This window comes from Pseudomonas sp. ASL9 (assembly GCF_056680335.1).
The window spans coordinates 1,925,364-1,943,080 of sequence record NZ_CM155277.1 but is presented as its reverse complement, the minus strand read 5'-3'; the positions used below and the strand labels follow the sequence as shown (position 1 = coordinate 1,943,080).

At 57.9% G+C, this 17,717-nt stretch carries 11 protein-coding genes; 5 read left to right on the top strand and 6 right to left on the bottom strand.

Features of this window, described 5'->3' with window-relative positions:
• The first annotated feature begins 242 nt into the window (after nt 1-242).
• Nucleotides 243-593: a BON domain-containing protein gene (locus AC1ME2_RS09120; RefSeq protein WP_480442059.1), complete on the top strand. Its 351-nt coding sequence runs from the start codon at nt 243-245 to the stop codon at nt 591-593.
• A 189-nt stretch (nt 594-782) separates the two neighbouring features.
• On the opposite strand, the gene AC1ME2_RS09115 is transcribed toward AC1ME2_RS09120, so the two are convergent.
• The 6 genes from AC1ME2_RS09115 to acs all read right to left on the bottom strand — a co-directional run bounded on the left by AC1ME2_RS09115 (nt 783) and on the right by acs (nt 10,020).
• Nucleotides 783-1,082 carry a DUF2845 domain-containing protein gene (locus AC1ME2_RS09115; protein ID WP_480440576.1) on the bottom strand — a complete coding sequence of 100 codons (300 nt, stop codon included), beginning with the start codon at nt 1,080-1,082 and terminating at the stop codon, nt 783-785.
• A 3-nt stretch (nt 1,083-1,085) separates the two neighbouring features.
• On the bottom strand, nt 1,086-4,040 hold the full coding sequence (locus AC1ME2_RS09110) for a DUF748 domain-containing protein (RefSeq protein ID WP_480440575.1): 2,955 nt from the start codon (nt 4,038-4,040) through the stop codon (nt 1,086-1,088).
• 105 nt (nt 4,041-4,145) lie between these two features.
• The gene (locus tag AC1ME2_RS09105) at nt 4,146-5,162 is read right to left on the bottom strand and encodes a class I SAM-dependent rRNA methyltransferase (RefSeq protein ID WP_480440573.1); all 1,017 of its coding nucleotides are present in this window, start codon (nt 5,160-5,162) and stop codon (nt 4,146-4,148) included.
• Between the two features lie 662 nt (nt 5,163-5,824).
• Entirely contained in the window at nt 5,825-7,003 is a 1,179-nt protein-coding gene (locus AC1ME2_RS09100; protein WP_480440571.1) for an acetyl-CoA C-acetyltransferase, read from the bottom strand.
• Between the two features lie 158 nt (nt 7,004-7,161).
• The gene (locus AC1ME2_RS09095; RefSeq protein ID WP_480440569.1) at nt 7,162-8,034 is read right to left on the bottom strand and encodes an oxygenase MpaB family protein; all 873 of its coding nucleotides are present in this window, start codon (nt 8,032-8,034) and stop codon (nt 7,162-7,164) included.
• 48 nt (nt 8,035-8,082) lie between these two features.
• Nucleotides 8,083-10,020 (bottom strand): acetate--CoA ligase, encoded by a 1,938-nt coding sequence (gene acs / locus AC1ME2_RS09090; RefSeq protein ID WP_480440567.1) that lies wholly within the window; start codon nt 10,018-10,020, stop codon nt 8,083-8,085.
• Nucleotides 10,021-10,257: 237 nt separating this feature from the next.
• On the opposite strand from acs, the gene AC1ME2_RS09085 reads away from it, so the two are divergent.
• From AC1ME2_RS09085 to AC1ME2_RS09070, 4 genes are all read left to right on the top strand, one after another.
• Nucleotides 10,258-12,381 (top strand): type VI secretion system Vgr family protein, encoded by a 2,124-nt coding sequence (locus AC1ME2_RS09085; protein WP_480440566.1) that lies wholly within the window; start codon nt 10,258-10,260, stop codon nt 12,379-12,381.
• Nucleotides 12,378-12,917, top strand: a complete 540-nt coding sequence (locus AC1ME2_RS09080; protein ID WP_480440565.1) for a DUF4123 domain-containing protein — start codon at nt 12,378-12,380, stop codon at nt 12,915-12,917. The genes AC1ME2_RS09085 and AC1ME2_RS09080 overlap by 4 nt, the downstream gene beginning before the upstream one ends.
• A 1-nt stretch (nt 12,918) precedes the next feature.
• Nucleotides 12,919-16,620 (top strand): hypothetical protein, encoded by a 3,702-nt coding sequence (locus AC1ME2_RS09075; RefSeq protein WP_480440563.1) that lies wholly within the window; start codon nt 12,919-12,921, stop codon nt 16,618-16,620.
• 476 nt (nt 16,621-17,096) lie between these two features.
• Nucleotides 17,097-17,684, top strand: a complete 588-nt coding sequence (locus tag AC1ME2_RS09070) for a hypothetical protein (protein ID WP_480440562.1) — start codon at nt 17,097-17,099, stop codon at nt 17,682-17,684.
• The last annotated feature ends 33 nt before the right edge of the window (nt 17,685-17,717 follow it).

Below are 17,717 nucleotides of genomic sequence, written 5' to 3'. Positions count from 1 at the left end.
TTTAAGGGCTTATGGATTCAGCCAAGAATTCAGCTGAGCAAAACATGCATCTTGCATGTCGGGCAGAGGGGAGAACGTGCAATCTGCACGAATGCCATTATTTTTATAATTCGTAACCTGCTGTTTTATAAGAACATAATAAAGCGACAAAGATTGGCATAGCGCTTGCGATACTCCCTGTAACCCTGCTGCCAGTGATACTGGCGCAGATTTTGAGAAAAACAGGAGTGACTCGTATGAATATGAATAAGTTCGCTATTGCCGCTGCTGCTGCCACTGCACTGACGTTCAGCATGGCCAACGCGGCAGTCGCTGAACAAACCACTCAAGCACCGATGGTTGTTGCTGCGGGCGAAATGACCAAAGCCGAAGGCGCTACTTCGGACACCTGGATCACCACCAAAGTTAAGTCTGATCTGGTCACCGAAAAAGGGATTCCCGGCACTGATATCAAGGTAGAGACCAACAAAGGCGTGGTTTCCCTGTCATCGACCGTTACTGTGACCGACGCGCAGAAAAAACTGGCTGTCGACATCACCAAGAAAATCAAAGGCGTTAAAGCAGTTTCGGCCGATGGCCTGAAATCCGAGTAACGTCTGACGCTCTCGTGATGACTGTCGATAAGGAACCGGTTGATAGCGATGGAACGTATCAGCTGACTCGTTGAAGGTTCATGCGAAAGACCCTAAGGATGTGGTCATTACAGGCCCCGGCGTTCGCGTCGGGGCCTGTTTTAGTGTGGGCGCAGGCTCATTGGAGAAGGATAGGCCCCGGCACAGCAGTCAATTGCCGCGCTTGCTGTCTATGCGCAGTAACCGGCCGCCTTCGAAGCGCAGGTATTGATACATGCCGTTATTAGGTCCGTAGATCCATTCATCAATCTGAACCTCTTCGCGTCTATTGGCGCTGCGTTTATAGCCAATAAGATTTTGAGCAATCGGTTCGCCGCATTTCTGCTGCACCTCAAACGCCCGATCACCCACGCTGACCAATTGACTGCCGCAACGCAGCGTATCAGCCTGCGCCAGTCCTGACAGACTCGTCAGGCAGGCCAACAATAGAAGCCTCAAACCGCTTCGCATAGATTAATCGCTGTCCAGATGCAGTGGGGTGATGACACGACCATCCGCTTCAGCATCACCGAGGTTGGCATCAATGAAGTACACCCGATCATCAGCCAGTTTACCTTTGTCTACCAGGTAATCCTTGATACTGCCGGCCCGCGCCTGACCTAGCTGACGCAGCAATGCGGCATTGGTGCTCCAGGACTTGATCACGTCTGCGCGCATTTTTGCGGCGCGTTCTTCCTTGCCCAGACTTGCCCATTCAGCGGGCGGTTGTTGCTTCAAGAGCGTGCGATAAATACCTTCGAGCATCGGTGCTTTTTCGTTTTCCGGCACTTGCAGCAGGGAGGCTTGAGCCGGAACTTTGTCACCGCGACGCTGAAGAATCTTGTAGTAATTGCTCTGGTATTCGCGCTCCAGACGTTGTGCCGCAATCAGCGGGCCGTCGCTGCTTACAGCGCTGGTCCCTTCGATCTCCAGGCGCAACGCCGGACGTTCCTTGAGCGCGGAAGAGAGCTTGTTCAGGGCGGATTGGGCGTCGCCGCTCAAATCACTCGAGCCGGGGGCGAACGCTACGGTGCCGAGGTCTTGAGCGCCGCCGCCGCTGATCAACCCGCCGATGAACTTGAAGGGTGCCTCAGCCGCGCGCACTACCAAATTACGCAACGTCTGCCAAATGATGGGCATCACACTGAATTGGGGGTTGTTCAAGTCGCCGGAAATTGGCAGTTCGATGGATATCTTGCCATCGGAGTCCTTCAGCAAGGCAATGGCCAGGCGAATGGGCAGATCGACCGCACTGGGGCTGTCGACTTTCTCACCCAGTTCCAGCTGTTCGACCACCATTTTGTTTTCGGCCTTGAGCTGGCCTTTGGTGATCATGTAATGCAGGTCGAGATTCAGGCGCCCTTTGCGAATGCGGTAGCCGGCGAATTTCCCGGAGTACGGCGTCAATGTGGTGAGTTCTACGCGTTTGAAACTGGTCGCGATGTCGAGACTGGCCAAGGGGTCGAAGGGGTTGAGGCTGCCTTTGATAGTCACCGGCGCATAGCGATCAACCTTGCCATTGATATTGACCGTCGCTGGCTTCGGCTGACGGTTGTCCAGCGTGCCGATTTTGCCGTTGAGCTGTTGAATGGCTGTGGCAAAGTTGGGCGTAAGACTGAGGTCGGCGAAGTTGGCGGAGCCGTCGTTGATATCGACTTCACCGATGCGAATCCCCATCGGTTTTTCGCCGCTTGCAGAGGCTTTGCCTGCCACGGGTTTATTCGCTGGTTTGCTGCTATCAGCAGGCTGTGGAATCAACAGGTCGTCAATGTTGGTGGTGTGGTCATCGTTGATTATGAAGCGTGCATACGGTTGCTGAAGATTGACCCTGGCAATCGTCAGGCTGTTGCCGTGCTCATAATCAAGCCCTTCAAGCACCACCTGTTGCCACTTGAGAAAATCGCGCTGTTTGAGGGTGTCGAGGGTGTGCAATTGATCGATCTGCGCTTTGCCAATGACGCTGAAAGCCAGTGGCTCGGTGCTCTTCAGATTGACAGTCAGTTCGCTGCCAAGCATGCCGCTGCGCAGTTCAAGGCGGATAAACGGGCTGATATAAGACTGCGCGACACGCAGATCGATATCTTTGGTGGTGACCTGCAACTTGGCGCTGACCGGACTCAGATTGACGTCACCTGCGGCCGTGATATGCCCTTGTTTGCCCAGTCCGGTATCGAGTTTGAGGTTGAAAGGCGATTTATTGAGGCTGTCGAAATTCTGCAGATCCAGGTTCAGCGGGCCTATTTCCAGCGCCACGGGCTCCTTGGGTACCCGATCAGCCAGGTGAATCTGATAATTGCGCAGTTGCACATCGCGCAGCAGCACCTGCCAGGGTTTGCTTGGGGCAATGGGCTGTTGGGCTACTTCGGGAGCGTTACCTGCGGCGGTCGCCGGTGCCTTGATGGCCGTGGCGGGAGTCGGTTTTTTGGGTTGGCTGGCGAAGAGCTTTTGCCAGTCAAGCTGACCATCCGCTTCACGCGCAGCCCAGGTTTCCAGTTTATTGCTGCGAATCTTGCCGACGGTCACGAGCTGTTTGGCCAGGTCGATCGACGTCTCGGTGACGTCCAGTCGTTCGAGGCGTACCAATGGCCGGCCATCCGGGGCATTGATCGCGAAGGGGGCGACGCTCAAGGCGGTGTTGGTCAGTTGCAGTTCGGTTGCGTTGGCCAGGCTGAGTGTGTAATCAGTGCTGAAATTCAGTACACCGTCTTTCAGCTCCAGCGGCAGCGCATCACGCACGTAGGGCCACCAGACTTTCATCTTGCCGTCAGTGACTTTGAGTTTGCCTTCGGACGTGATGGGCACCAGGCTGATTTTCCCGACCCAGTCTATTTGCCCGCCTTCAGGGCCCGCTGCAACAAGGGTCATGTCAGCATTGTCTTTAGGCAGGGTGCTGAGGTTTTTCAGTTCCAGATTCAGCGTGTCGTAAAGAAACTCGATCGGCTCGCTGGGGCGTAGATCCTGGAAGTGGACATAACCGTCAGCCAATTTGATGTTGTCGACACGCACCGGGAAGGGCTTGCTGGGTGGCACGTCCTTGGCAGGCTCGCTGGCCGGCAGCTTAAACAGCTGCGACAGGTTCAGCGTGCCGTCCTTGCTGAATAGAAGCTCGGATTTGGGTTTGTCTAACTCCACAGCCGTCAGATGCAGAGCGCCGGTCCACAGGCTGTCGATCTGCAGGTTGGCGTATAGCCGCTCGAAACCGACCTGTTCCTGGCCCGGCGTACCGATGTTCAGGCCCCACAGGGTGATTTCCAGTGAGTAGGGGTTTATTTCCAGGCGCCCAAGCGTTGCTGGGACCGTGGCGTAGGTGGCCAGTTGTTGATTGACGATCCGCAATGCGATGCCGGGCAGAATCAAGAACCCCAGCAAGCTATAAAGTGCGATGACGGTCAGCAAGGCGCAAATAGCGCGTTTCAATCCTTTGGGCATGTGAGGCGTCGTCTCTCTGTCGGAGGTCCTTGGAGTATGGCACGCGAATCTGGTTCCGAAGAAGTAGCCTCAGCGTGTCGGAAATTTCCTTTCCAGCGTCGGGCGTCAGAGCTGCAGTATCAGCGTTTTGAGCGGCGGTTGCTGATCCTGGGACGGGAAGTCGCTGCCCGGTGTCAGCACCTGGCAGTCGCGTACCGGGCGCCCGGCCTTGCTGGCGCAGCGTAGCACCTGTTCGCGCCAGTCCTCCATGCTGACCTTTGCCAGATTATTGCAACAGATCAACACGCCATCGGTGGCGGTGGCCAACACGGCGGGTTTGAGCAGACTCTGGTAGTCGCGCAGTAAATCGACAGTGCCAAACGCACTTTTCGCCCAGGCAGGCGGATCAAGGAACACCAGATCATATTGCCGTTGTTCGAGCCGCACATACTCCGGCAATTTATTCCCGCGACGTGGGGCGATGGGCAAGCCAGCCAGTTGGCGGATCGCCGGGAAGTAATCTGATTGCACAAACTTCATGGGTTTTAATTGAGGGTTGAGGACGCCGTTTTCCCGGCCCACCGCCAGATTGCCTTCGGCAAAGTCCAGATTGCACACTTCCCGCGCTCCGCCCGCCGCAGCACTCAGGCCAACGCCACAGGTATACGCAAACAGGTTCAGCACGGTCTTGCCGGCGCTGTGTTGTTTTATCCAGCCACGGGTGTTGCGCAAGTCGAGAAACAACAGCGGGTCTTGCCCGGCGTGACGCCCGCGCACGCGGTAGTTCAGCCCCCATTCGTGACTGATCAGGTCCACCAGTGCAGCGTCGTCGGCTTTGTACACGGCGTCGTTGCGGTCTATTCGCGAGTTGCCTTGGGAGCGGTCGTTGTAGACCAGCAGGGTATCGAGTCCCAGACGGGCATTGACGGCTGCGTGCAGCGCCAGGAGTTCCTCGCGTTCCAGCGCGTGATGGAAACTCTGCACCAGCAATTGCGGGCCGTAACGGTCGATAGTCAGGCCGCTGGCACCTTCCTGGCTGCCATGGAACAGCCGATAGCAATCCGTGCCGTGTTGATGCAACTCGGCAAGCAGTGGTTCACGGTTATCGAGGGCGAGGCTTAGCGCCTGATTCAAGGAGGACATGCACAGCGCCTTGGGTTGGAAATGGGCGCGGCAGTTTAACAGTTAAGAGAAAGCGCGGTGTGCCAGACATAAGGCGTCAAGCCCTTCGCCAACAAGTTGGCTCCTACAGTAGTATGCAAATTTACTGTAGGAGATTCCGCCCCGTCTTCGACGCCGCGCTGTCGAGCAGCAAACTGGGTTGCGATTTGTGTGTCGTGATTGGTGGCGGCGTGTCAGATAAGCCGCCTTCGCGAACAAGTTCACTCCTACAGAGATTTTGATCTGCCGTTAGGATTTTGTGTGAATTGAGTATCGAATTACGGCAAGGCCCCGTTTCCAGAAGGCCGAGGGCAGGCGTTGCGCAGGGGGTAACGAGGCAAGGACGCCGAGTTAGCCGCACGGGGCCATGGATGGCCCCTTGCGGCGACCCCCGGAGCAACGCCGGAGCGAGGGGAATCCGAGCCTAAGCGAGGATCCGTATGGCGGGGCAAGCGTTTTAGGGTACCTTTTTGTGGTCCGGCATTCCGGCGTTTGTAAAAGGTTCCTCGCTGTAAGAGCGAAACCGTAATTCCAGCACACCCAAATGCCGGATATACACCCAAGACCAAGCGGTAACTCATTGTTTTTAAAAGATTAAAAAGCAGTTTAATGGGAGCGAAGGCGTCAGCTCAGGCGCCGCAAAATCAGCGTGAAATGGCCAATGCCACACCCTGACCACCACCGATGCACAAGGTCGCCAGACCTTTTTTGGCATCGCGTTTGATCATCTCGTGCAGCAGGGTTACCAGAATGCGGCAGCCTGATGCACCAATCGGGTGGCCAAGGGCAATGGCGCCGCCGTTGACGTTGACCTTGTTCATGTCCCAGCCCAGCTCCTTGCCGACTGACAGAGCTTGCGCGGCAAACGCTTCGTTGGCTTCGATCAGGTCAAGCTGCTCCAGCGACCAGCCGGCCTTGGCCAGGCAGCGACGCGTGGCGCTTACCGGGCCGATGCCCATAATTGCCGGGTCGACACCTGCGTTGGCATAGGCGGCGATGCGAGCGAGAACCGGCAGCCCGAGCTTTTCAGCTTTGGCGGCGCTCATCAGGATCACGGCGGCAGCGCCGTCATTGAGCGACGATGAGTTGCCGGCGGTGACGGAACCGTCTTTTTTGAACGCTGGCTTGAGTTTGCCCAAAGACTCGGCGGTGGTCCCTGCGCGCGGTTGTTCGTCTGTGGCGAACGACAGCGGATCACCTTTGCGCTGCGGGATCAGAATCGGCGTGATTTCGTCGACAAAACGCCCGGCTTCGATGGCGGCCACGGCTTTTTGTTGCGATGCTGCGGCGAACGCATCTTGTGCTTCGCGGGTGATGCCGTACTTTTCCACCAGATTTTCGGCAGTGATGCCCATGTGGTAGTCGTTGAACGCATCCCACAAACCATCGCTGATCATCGTGTCGACCAGTGTGCTGTTGCCCATGCGCAGACCGGTACGTGCACCGGGCACGACGTAATTGGACAGGCTCATGTTTTCCTGGCCGCCCGCGATGATCACTTCAGCGTCGCCGCAACGAATCGCTTGGGTGGCCAAATGCAGGGCCTTCAAACCCGAGCCACAGACCTTGCCCACGGTCATTGCCGGGACGGCGAAAGGCAGGCCAGCCTTGATCGCGGCTTGACGTGCAGGGTTCTGCCCTGCACCTGCGGTCAATACGTGGCCCATGATCACTTCATCGACTTCAGCGACATCCAGCCCGGTTTGAGCGAGCAGTTGGCGAATGACGGCAGCGCCAAGGTCGACTGCGGAAATATTTGCCAGGGCACCCTGGAACGCACCAACAGCGGTACGGGTAGCGGCAACGATAACGACGTCTTGCATGGCAATGGTCCTCACTATTATTGGGTTCTGCGTTGGGCCTGATTTAGCTGGCCCTGTTCGCTGTGGCGGTGGTTATGACAAAAAGGACATACGTTGTCACACATGGCTGCTCAGGTTTCAACGACAACCTGACGGCTGCGGGTGCTACAACGGGTAGATCAGTAGGACAGTCCCATACGACGATGGGCGCGTTGGACTGAGCCGTTGCGCACTGCCCAGCGTAACAAGGGTGCGCTGCGTTTGATGCTGACGCGGATCAATGCGCGCTGCAGTGGACCCTGATGGGCCTCGAACAGGCCGCTGGCCCAGAGAGGTAACAGGTCGATGCCGGCTTGCATCATCAGTGCACCGAACGGTTTGGCCAACCGGCTTGGTGCAGGTGCATTGAGTAATAAGCGCAGTACTTCACGGCTGCGTTCGTCACAGACCAGCTGTGGGCGCATCCGTTCGAGATAGTCGTCAATCGCTTGCCTTGAGCGCGGTACATCACGTGCACCGAGCCGTTCGGCGATGGTGGCAACTTCTGCGTAGTACGCATCTTGCGCTGGACCCGACAACTCAGGGTTGCGATAACGCAAATGAGCGGCCAGGAAACTGCTGACTTCGGCCACATGCACCCACGTCAACAGATCCGGATCACTGGCGGCATAAGGGCGTCCGTCGGGTGCGGTGCCGGTTACTTGCAAGTGGATGGTGCGCACCTTGTCTATCAGCCAGTTCGCGTCTCGGGTCGAACCGAACGTTGTCCCGGAAATAAACTGCCCGGTCCGGCGGAGGCGGCCAAGCATGTCCTGACGAAAGGTCGAATGGTCCCAGACCCCGGCCAGCGCCAGCGGGTGCAGGGCTTGCAGCATCAATGCACTGATGCCGCCGATCAACATGCTGCTGAAGTCGGCGTGCACCTGCCAGCAGATGGCCTCCGGACCGAACAGGCCTGGATCACCTTTAGGGTTCTCCAGGTCCAATTGGCCCAGCGATAATCCTGTCAGGCTCATGACCTGGGTTTCGATACGGCTACGAATGAATTCCATGGGCTCTCAACAGGCGAGTCGGGCGCAGGCAGGCTGCGCCCGTCGCGTTCAACGGTTCAGGCGTTTATCGATCAGGCCTTCGACCACACTAGGGTCAGCCAGGGTCGACGTATCACCCAGACTGTCCAGTTCATTGCAGGCAATCTTGCGCAAAATACGGCGCATGATCTTGCCTGAACGGGTTTTCGGCAGGGCAGGGGCCCATTGAATCAATTCAGGTTTGGCGAAGCTGCCGATTTCCTTGGTGACATGGGCCAGCAGTTCTTTTTTCAACGCCTCATCCGGCACGACGCCATTCATGGGCGTGACAAATGCGTAAATCCCCATGCCTTTCACGTCGTGGGGATAACCGACTACTGCGGCTTCGGCAATGCTGTCGTGCAGCACCAGCGCGCTTTCAACTTCTGCGGTACCGATCCGGTGTCCAGAAACGTTGAGCACGTCGTCCACGCGGCCGGTGATCCAGTAGTCGCCATCCTCGTCGCGGCGAGCGCCGTCGCCGGTGAAGTAGTAACCGGGATAGGGTTTGAAATAGGTCTCGACCATACGCTGCTGATCGCCATATATGCTACGAATCTGTCCCGGCCAACTGGCCTTGATCGCCAGAACACCGCTGCCGGCACCGGTTATTTCCTTGCCTTGCTCGTCCAGTAATACCGGCTGTACCCCGAAAAATGGACGCGTCGCGCAGCCCGGTTTGAGGTGGCTGGCACTGATCAGAGGGGTGAGCATGATGCCGCCGGTTTCGGTCTGCCACCAGGTATCGACAATGGGGCAACGCTCCTTACCGACCTGATGGAAATACCATTCCCACGCTTCAGGGTTGATCGGCTCGCCGACGCTGCCGAGCACGCGCAGGCTCTCGCGCGATGTGCTTTGCAGCGGCCCTGGTCCTTCACGCATCAGGGCGCGCAGGGCGGTGGGTGCGGTATAGAAGATATTGACTTGATGCTTGTCGATCACCTGCCAGAAGCGCGAAGCGTCCGGGTAGTTCGGCACGCCTTCGAAGATCAGCGTGGTTGCGCCGTTGGCCAGCGGGCCATAGACGATATAGCTGTGACCGGTGACCCAGCCGACATCGGCGGTGCACCAAAAGATCTCTCGGTCCTGGTAGTCGAACACATGCTTGAAGGTCATCGCGGCTTGCAGCAGATAACCGCCCGTGGTGTGCAGCACGCCTTTGGGCTTGCCGGTGCTGCCTGAGGTGTAGAGGATGAACAGCGGGTCTTCCGCATCCATCGGCTCGGGCGGGCAGTCAGCGCTGATGCCACGTATGGCGTCGTGGTACCAAATGTCGCGACCTTCGACCCATTCCACGTCGCCCTGAGAGCGCTCTACCACGAGCACGGTGTTGACGTTCGGGCAGCTCAGCAGTGCCTTGTCGACATTTTTCTTGAGCGCGACATATTTGCCCCCACGCACACCTTCATCGGCAGTGATCACGGTGCGGCAGTCGGCATCGAGAATGCGATCACGCAGTGCATCCGGCGAGAACCCGCCGAACACCACCGAATGCACGGCACCGATTCGGGTGCAGGCCAGCATTGCGTAGGTGGCCTCGGGGATCATCGGCATATAGATGCAGACGCGATCACCTTTCTTTACGCCGCGACTTTTGAGCACATTCGCCAGACGGGCGACGTTGTGATGCAGCTTGTTATAGGTGATCTCGGCGGACTCACCCGGGTTGTCGCCTTCCCAGATGATAGCGATCTGATCGCCACGCTCTTTCAGATGGCGATCGATGCAGTTGTAGCTGACATTCAATTCGCCGCCCTTGAACCAGCTTGCCTCGCCCGTTTTCAGGTTTGCGTGGTGCACCTGCTGCCAAGGCTTGGACCAGTCAAGAAAAGCTTCGGCCTGCTCGGCCCAGAAGGTGTCAGGTTGCTCGACTGATTGCTGATACATGCGCTGATAGTCAGCTTGGCTCAATTGCGCAGCCTTACGCACGGCGTCGGCTTTAGGGAAAACGCTGATATCGAACATGGGGTTGATCCTTATTCTTGTTAACGCACCAAGTCATCAGGGTGCGCTTTGGTGCTGATTGGTTCAAGTGTGCGCACGCCAGCGGGTATATTTTGGTAGATGACAGCGCCCTGAGTCCGTGAGCACAAGCCCACCCCATCACAAGAACCGTCCTACAAGGCCTAGAGGTGCTGGCTGGCTGTGTGAACGCACATCGTCAACGAAACTGCCTGCCCCTTTCAACACGAAGATCCGCGCATGTCTTATACCGCCCTTACCCCGACGTTCTCTCTGGACATCAACGGGAAGCCGCAAACTGACTTGCAGGTACTGAGTTTTCACGGGACCGAGGCGCTGAGTCGACCCTATGAAATCAACATCGAACTGGTGAGTCGGCGCTCATCCCACGCGCTGGACGGCTTGCTGCATAAAGCCGCCTACCTGAACTTCGGGGCGCAAGGGCAGGGGCTGCACGGTCATATTTATTCGATCCGCCAAGGCGAAACAAGCAAGGGATTCACCCATTACCATCTGGTGCTGGCACCTTATCTGGCCTTTTTGCAGCATTCCAGTCATCGCCGTTCGTTCCAGCAAATGACCGTGCCGGCGATTATTCTTGAGGTGCTGAAAGGGCACCACATGCTCAATGGCACCGATGCATCGTTCGACCGCATCACGGCGGTTATGGCGCCGCGTGACTATTGCGTTCAGTACGACGAGTCGGACCTGCACTTTCTCAGCCGGTTATGCGAGGAAGAGGGGATTTTCTACCGGTTTGAGCATACGCCTGACAGTCATCGCCTGATTTTTGCCGACGATGAAACCCGATTTCCGCAAAAGTCCCCGCTGGTGTTGCCGCTCAAGCCGGTGAGCGGCCTGGTGGCAGAAGGTCCGGCGGTCAAGGCCTTCGGCGTACGTCTGACCGCGCAAACCAATCATGTCGCCCTGCGCGACCATGACTTCAAACAGGCCCATATCCCGCTGCAGAGCCTGCAAAACCCCATGCGAACACAGGCGCAATGGGAGAGCGGCGAAGTCCCCAAATACGGTCCCTACCTGGAGGATTACGTCTACCCCGGGAATTTCGAAGAGAGGCGGCGTGGTGACGCGTTATCCCGGCGTACGCTTGAGCGCCATCAAACCGGGTTTCGCCTGGCGGAGGGTGAGAGTGATGCACCACTCTTGCGCAGCGGATCGCGCTTGCACCTGGTTCAGGATTACGCCCCCGAAACCCATTGGGTGCTGATTTTTGTGCAGCATGAAGCAAGACAGCCGCAGGTGCTTGAGGAGCTGGCCGACAGCCGCCCGGTCGAAGAGGGGCGCATCGTTCAGGGGTATCGCAACACCTTCACCGCCCTGCCGGAAGCCGTCCAGTTCCGTCCGGCGCTGGAACACCCGAAACCGCGAATCCACAGCATCCAGACCGCCAGGGTCACCGGCCCGGTGAATGAAGAAATCTACTGCGACAAATTCGGTCGGGTGAAAGTCAAACTCCACTGGGACCGCAGCGAACAGGACGACGAAAGAACCAGTTGCTGGGTGCGGGTCGCGTCCAGCTGGGCGGGCGACGGGTATGGCGCCGTGACCATTCCCCGGGTGGGCATGGAGGTGCTGGTTTCCTACCTGGAAGGGGATGCCGACAGGCCGGTTATCGTCGGCTGCCTGCCCAATAATCTGAACCCCGTTGCGCATGGACTGCCAGAAAACAAGACCAAAAGCGTCTTTCGCAGCCGGTGTTCCAGTGCGAGCACGGGCTTCAACGAAGTCCATTTTGACGACAAGAGCGGTTCGGAACGGGTCTACCTGCGCGCCCAGCGCGACATGGAGCAACTGATCCAGAACGACAGCCGGACTGAAATTGGCGGTCAGCGCCTGGAGACCATCAAGGGCAACAGCACCTCGGTACTCAAAAATGAAGAACACCGCACCACCACCGGCGAGCGCAAGGTTCAACTGCTAGCGGGCGATCATCTGCAGGTGGCAGGCAACAGCCATACGCACGTGGGTCAGGCGCTGGTGATGGAGGCCGGGCAACACGTACACATCACCGGTGACGACATCGTTATCCACGCCGGTCTAGGCCTGACGCTGAGCGCCGGAGGCCAACATATCGTCCTTAACCCGGCCGGCATTTTCAGCAGCGTGCCCATTCTGGTGGGCGGCGCGCCAATGCCGGGCACGCCAGCGATGCCGTTGGCGCCGGGGAGTACTCAAGCACTTGAGGCTGACGTGTTGCCACCCAGCCCCACGTTCCAACAGCAGTTCCTTGGCGGTGAGCCCATTGTCGAGATGTGCCAAATGCCAGAAGGCGGTACACCCATGGACTGTCCGCTTGAGGACTGCGGTTGCCGCGAAGCTATGAATCCGGGAGCACGCTCATGACCACCTGGATGCTCTTGGAACACACCGACCATGTGCTGCCTGCTCTTTTCCGGCAGATGGGTCGTCCGGATTTTGTGCGCCTGTTTGATTCAACTGAATTGATGATCTATTCGCAGTTCAGCCCGTTGTTGGTGAAAGACGACGGCGAGGGGGCCCTGCTGCAGGCGATCAAGGACGCACCCACCCACTGGCCGGGATTGGTGATCGAGAGTGAACACAGCGCCGAAGCGGTACGTGAACACCTGCGGCATCTGCTGATTATTCGCTTCAAACAGACCCGAAAAGGCATGCTGCATTATTGGAGTCCGGCCGTTGCCGAGTGCTTTTTCCCCGCCTGCACCGATGAAAACCTCAACCTCTGGCTCGGCCCGATCAGCCGTTTGAACTGGCATGCGTCGAGTGAAAGCGGATGGCAACGACTGGACAACCCTCACGCCACCACCTGGCTTCCCACCATCTCCAACCACCTCTTGGTGCTTAGCGCAGAGCAAAGCCTGGCCCTTGAGCAGTACATTGCGAACGGACAGGAGTCCTGACATGGCCCAGAGCAAACTCAGCCGCGGCCCGTGCTGCGAAATCAATAAATTGATCGTACAGGTCACCGGCAACAACCATCCGCCCAGTCAGCGTTTGGCGTTTTATGACCAAGCCGGAAAACGCCTGGACACCCTGACCGCAGAAGACCAGCCCGAAACGCTAAAAAAGCCCTACTTTGTTGACAGCGCCCTGCACGTCTGGAGCTGGAAAAATCACTACACCCACCGCCTGTGGCTGGAAATCGACACGGTCGAAGGCAGCCCCATTCGCCTGCTCTTGCCCGAGGTCGCGATCACCCTGCGCCAGTTCGACGCGCAGTGGAACCAGATCGTGTCGGTGGTGCCCTTCGTCGCGTTACCCGGCGCCAACAGTGCCCACGATCACGGCACGCCAGTGTTGTGTCGCGCCGGGTTCATTTACGTGTTCCTCGGCGACCGGCTGTGGCGCGAGCTGGAAGTGCGGGTTGACGGTGAGCAGACCACCTACCACGACATCGACCTGAACCGTTACCGGATGGGCGACGAGATCGACCCCGGCCCTCGACTGGCCACCGGACACGCGCTGGAAGACATCTGGCTGCCGTCCAACTGGAACGATCAACAGGTGTCGCCGCAGCTCTGTTTCAGCGAAGTGCAGCTCAGCGGGCCGCGTTTGCGACGTTTTGAACAGGACTCAGGATTGCGCGCACAACGCTGCCAAAGTCCGGACTTGCGCAGCTCGCAAGACAAGGTCAAGCGTGTCTTCCGCGACAAACCGGATGGCGCGGCGATGCTTGAAGCCTTCAGCGCATTCGATGCTTTTGACGAGGCTAACCAGTCAGCGGCCGGCGCGGCTCATGTCGCCTTGCTCAACCTCAAGCAACACGCGTTTCCGGTCAGCCTGGTCGCCCCGCAACGCGCCCGCCAACCCGGTTACGAATGGCTGCTGGACCAGCCGGGCCGCTACCTGTGCGACCTGAGCGGGCAGTTCCCGGTCATTGCCTTGAGCGCAGCGCGCCAGCATGTGGTCCGCTGTGAAAAGGGCGAAGTCGCCTATCGACCGACCTCCGTGGAAACTGGCGCCTGGGCCCATTGGCTGGAACAGGTGTGCAATCCCGAAACCCAGCTCGCCGATGAGCTCTGGCAAGCGCAGCCGGCGGTGGCCGACGCGCTGTTAAGTGCACGAAAACGCGAGCTGTACGGCGTGCTGCTACACGACCCGCACTATCGCCTGCGCCACCTACAGACGCGTGTTCACGACCAGCAGCACCTGCTGAACCTGTGCGCCCAGCGCGCCAGCCATTACGCCCACCACGCCAGTGCGCTGCTGGTGCAACAACTGATCGTGCCGGAGACAGTGGGTGGACAGAAAAATCCGCTGCACCAGCGTATGGAGAGGCTCAAGGAGCAGGGCCGGATCGACATCAACCGCTTCACCGCCACCGGCGAACGAGCGCAACTCTGGCGCCAACTGGACATGAGTCAGGCGCTGCTGAGCGATGCACTCCAGCAATCGGAAACCGAACATACCTTGGCCGATCACCTGAGCCTCGACGGCTTCGACTACGTCGCCGCCATGCACTTCGTCAGTCGGCTGTTCGCCAGCCTCGCGATGACCCCCACGCAAATGGACCCCTTTGCGGTCAACGGCGATGTCACGGACGCGGTGACTGGCATCAGCCTGTACAAAACCAAGACCAGTGCCGGGCAACAGCTGATCAGCCGGATTGCTAACGATGAAAAGCATGTGCTGCATCGGATGCTGTGGCCTGACCTGGCACAGCAAGATATGGAAGCGCCGTATGTTCAGCCCACGGTCGCAGACATCAATGGCGGCAATGGTCTGTTTCGGCCGAACGAACTGCTCAGGGCCATCAACAGCGACGCCGTCGATGCCAAGCAACTCAATACGCTCGACGCCCATTTACTGGCGGGTTTGCTGGAAAGCGGTAGCCTCAACAACACCCTGACCGGCACCTTGAAAGTCGTTGCCGCGACCTTGATCAGCTTCCACGAAAACCTGCAAGGTTCAGTGGATGTGGCGGAACAAGCGCTGCACGCAACCCATCACATCCCGGTCCCTGGCACCGAACGCGCAGCCCCGGCGCTGAACATGCGCCAACGCCAACGGGCCTTGGCGCAACTGCGCAGCATGCTGCCAGGGGCCTTTGGTGATGCACATTTCATTCGCCACCAAGAGGCGAGAAACAAGAATTACTACGTATTCGGCCTGACCGACCTGCCGGAGATGCCAGAACGCCTGCGACGGCCTCACCTCGACTATCGAGGTCCCTCCGGGTTGTCGAACGTTGGCCAGGACCACTACCGCACCGGGGGCGACCTACGCGCCAATACCGTCGTCATCGCCATGCCCCGCGATCATCGGATGGCGCGACTGATCAGCGGCGTGAACCAACGCGTCAATGCGGCGTGGCAACTGAATATGGCCGAGCAAGTCAGCACCAAGGGAACGGCCATACAGGATGCAGTGAAGAACCGGAATGCATTGCAGAGCGAGTGGATGTATCGGGCGCTGAACTCGACGCCGTTTGCGGCGGCGGTGGGGATGTTGGAGTTGTGGAATTTGAGGAGTGAGTGGAACAGTCGAGAACTGGCCTATAGAGAGAAGGGAGGCGTCCGAGTTGGATTAGGTCTATTAGGCGCTGGAGCTGATCTAACAATTGCGATGGAAGCTTTAACTGTAAAGCTAGTAGGTAGCCAATCTGTTCTAACCGCAGCTCGCAAGACGCTATTCACTATTTCCGAAACCTCAGCAGAGCGAGTTCTTGGCCCATTGAGTAAGCACTTCTTGAAGGAGTTTACGGGGCGCTTGCTCGCTCAGATCGGCGCAGGATCGATTTTTGTCGGCCTCAACCTCTATGACGCCTGGCATGCCTATCAATGGGGCGACGATGCCATGTGGGGGCATCTGCTAATGGCTGTGGGTGGCCTGACCGGCATCGCCAGCACCTTGATGGTCGGTGGCGCCACCTTCCTTGGCTTGGGCCCAATGGGCTGGATCACGTTGATAGCGATCAGCGTTGGCCTAGGGCTGGTTTACTGGCTGAGTGCTTCGCCCATCGAAGACTGGCTCCGCGCGGGTCCGTTCGGGCCTGACAATGGCCGAATTTCACATCTGCAAGACCCAGATCAAGCCTTCTACTACCTGGTCAGTCTGTTCGCCGATATCCGGATCACCGTTGAGCGCAATCCGGAATATACACTTCCCGCCTACCACCAAGAATGGAATCCGGTGCCCGTTGAGGTACGCAGAGCGGATACCCGCATCCGCATCGAGAGCAACTTGCCCGGCCTGCTGAACAGGCTTGGCCACCTCAGCCTCACGGTCTCGTGCGCGATGCTGAAAGTGCGCAGACTCCATGACCGCTTGAATGGGCAGACCCATGAGGAAACCCAGCTATTCCCCGAGGCGAAGCCCAATGCCTACCGGCGGCTGCCCGATGCCTTGGAGATATTCGTCGAGACACCCCTGAATACGCGCATCGAAGCCTCGCACTCGAACGATTCCGTGTCGGTACACGCAGTATGGAAGGTCCGCGCCCAACTGATAGTGACCGATGGCACTTTAAGCTGGGTGTTCCCTGCACCAATGCCCAAAGATCCAACGTCCTATGGCCCGGCTCACGCTAAACCGAACTTTGAGAAAGTCGAGCAACTGTTCTGGGCCGATGAAACCACCCATAAAGCGCGGAGCGGCGAATGACGGCCATGAACTCATCTTATTACGCGCCTACAGCCTACCGCTCTGATCAGATTCCCAGCCAACGACCTTCGGCAGAACGTTCGTGGATCCTACGTTTTGCAAGGATGCGGCTGCCTTGGGGCATGACGCATGAGGTTGCCCCTGACAACCTCATGACCGGAAGAAAACCAGGCACCCTTCGTCGCCAAGAGCTTTTATTAAAGGAGAGGGAAGAGAAACGGGTACTGGGCACTTACGTTCCAGCCCCTTATGAGCACGTGGATTTTCATCACCGAGAAGACCACGAGCACTTCAGATTTGCTTTGTGGTCTAGACGTTCGCACTTCTGGATATACATACATGGAGGCGGAAAATTCTTTACTTGGTTTATGATCCCTTTAATCCTATTTGCTTACGTTGGCATAATCACTATCGATACGGGGAAAAGCTGGGAGCACACCTCAATAGAGTTCCTTCCATTCTTATGTTTTTTTGTTTTGCTTCCCGCCTGTTGCTGGGCACTCGCCTCACTAGTAATCCGCTACTTCCCTCACCTCTGGGTCAAACCCTCCCGAGGCCCAATCTGGGAAATCAACCGTCGTACCGGCCTCGTCACGCTGTTCGATTACGACAATAACGGTGAATACAAAAAGAACGGCACCATCGGTGAACTGACCGCGCCGTTCTATGAGTTCGACGCCTATATCGCCACAACCCCGGATCGTCAGGGCTTGCCGATGAACGTGTTGTACATCGCCCACCGCTATCGCGACATCGTCATTAACTTCGGCGCGCTGGTTCCGCCAGGCGCTGGCGAGTTGTGCTGTGCCCTGTGGGATTTCTTGCAGAACTACATGGACACCAGCCGCCCACTGCCCGACTTACCACGCTACGAAGAGTTCCGCCACCTCGACCCCGTCACCGCCCAATACGACCGTGAAGTCGGCCGCAATCCGCGACTGTGGATCGACATGGATGACGAAACGTTTGAAGGGGCTCTCTACCACATACGTGGACAGATCGATCAGATCGACACCTTCCGCCGCCCGAACCTGATGGCGCGATACGTGGAGTATGTTGATTGAATTCCAAGGACATGACCTACGCCAAAGCGAGCT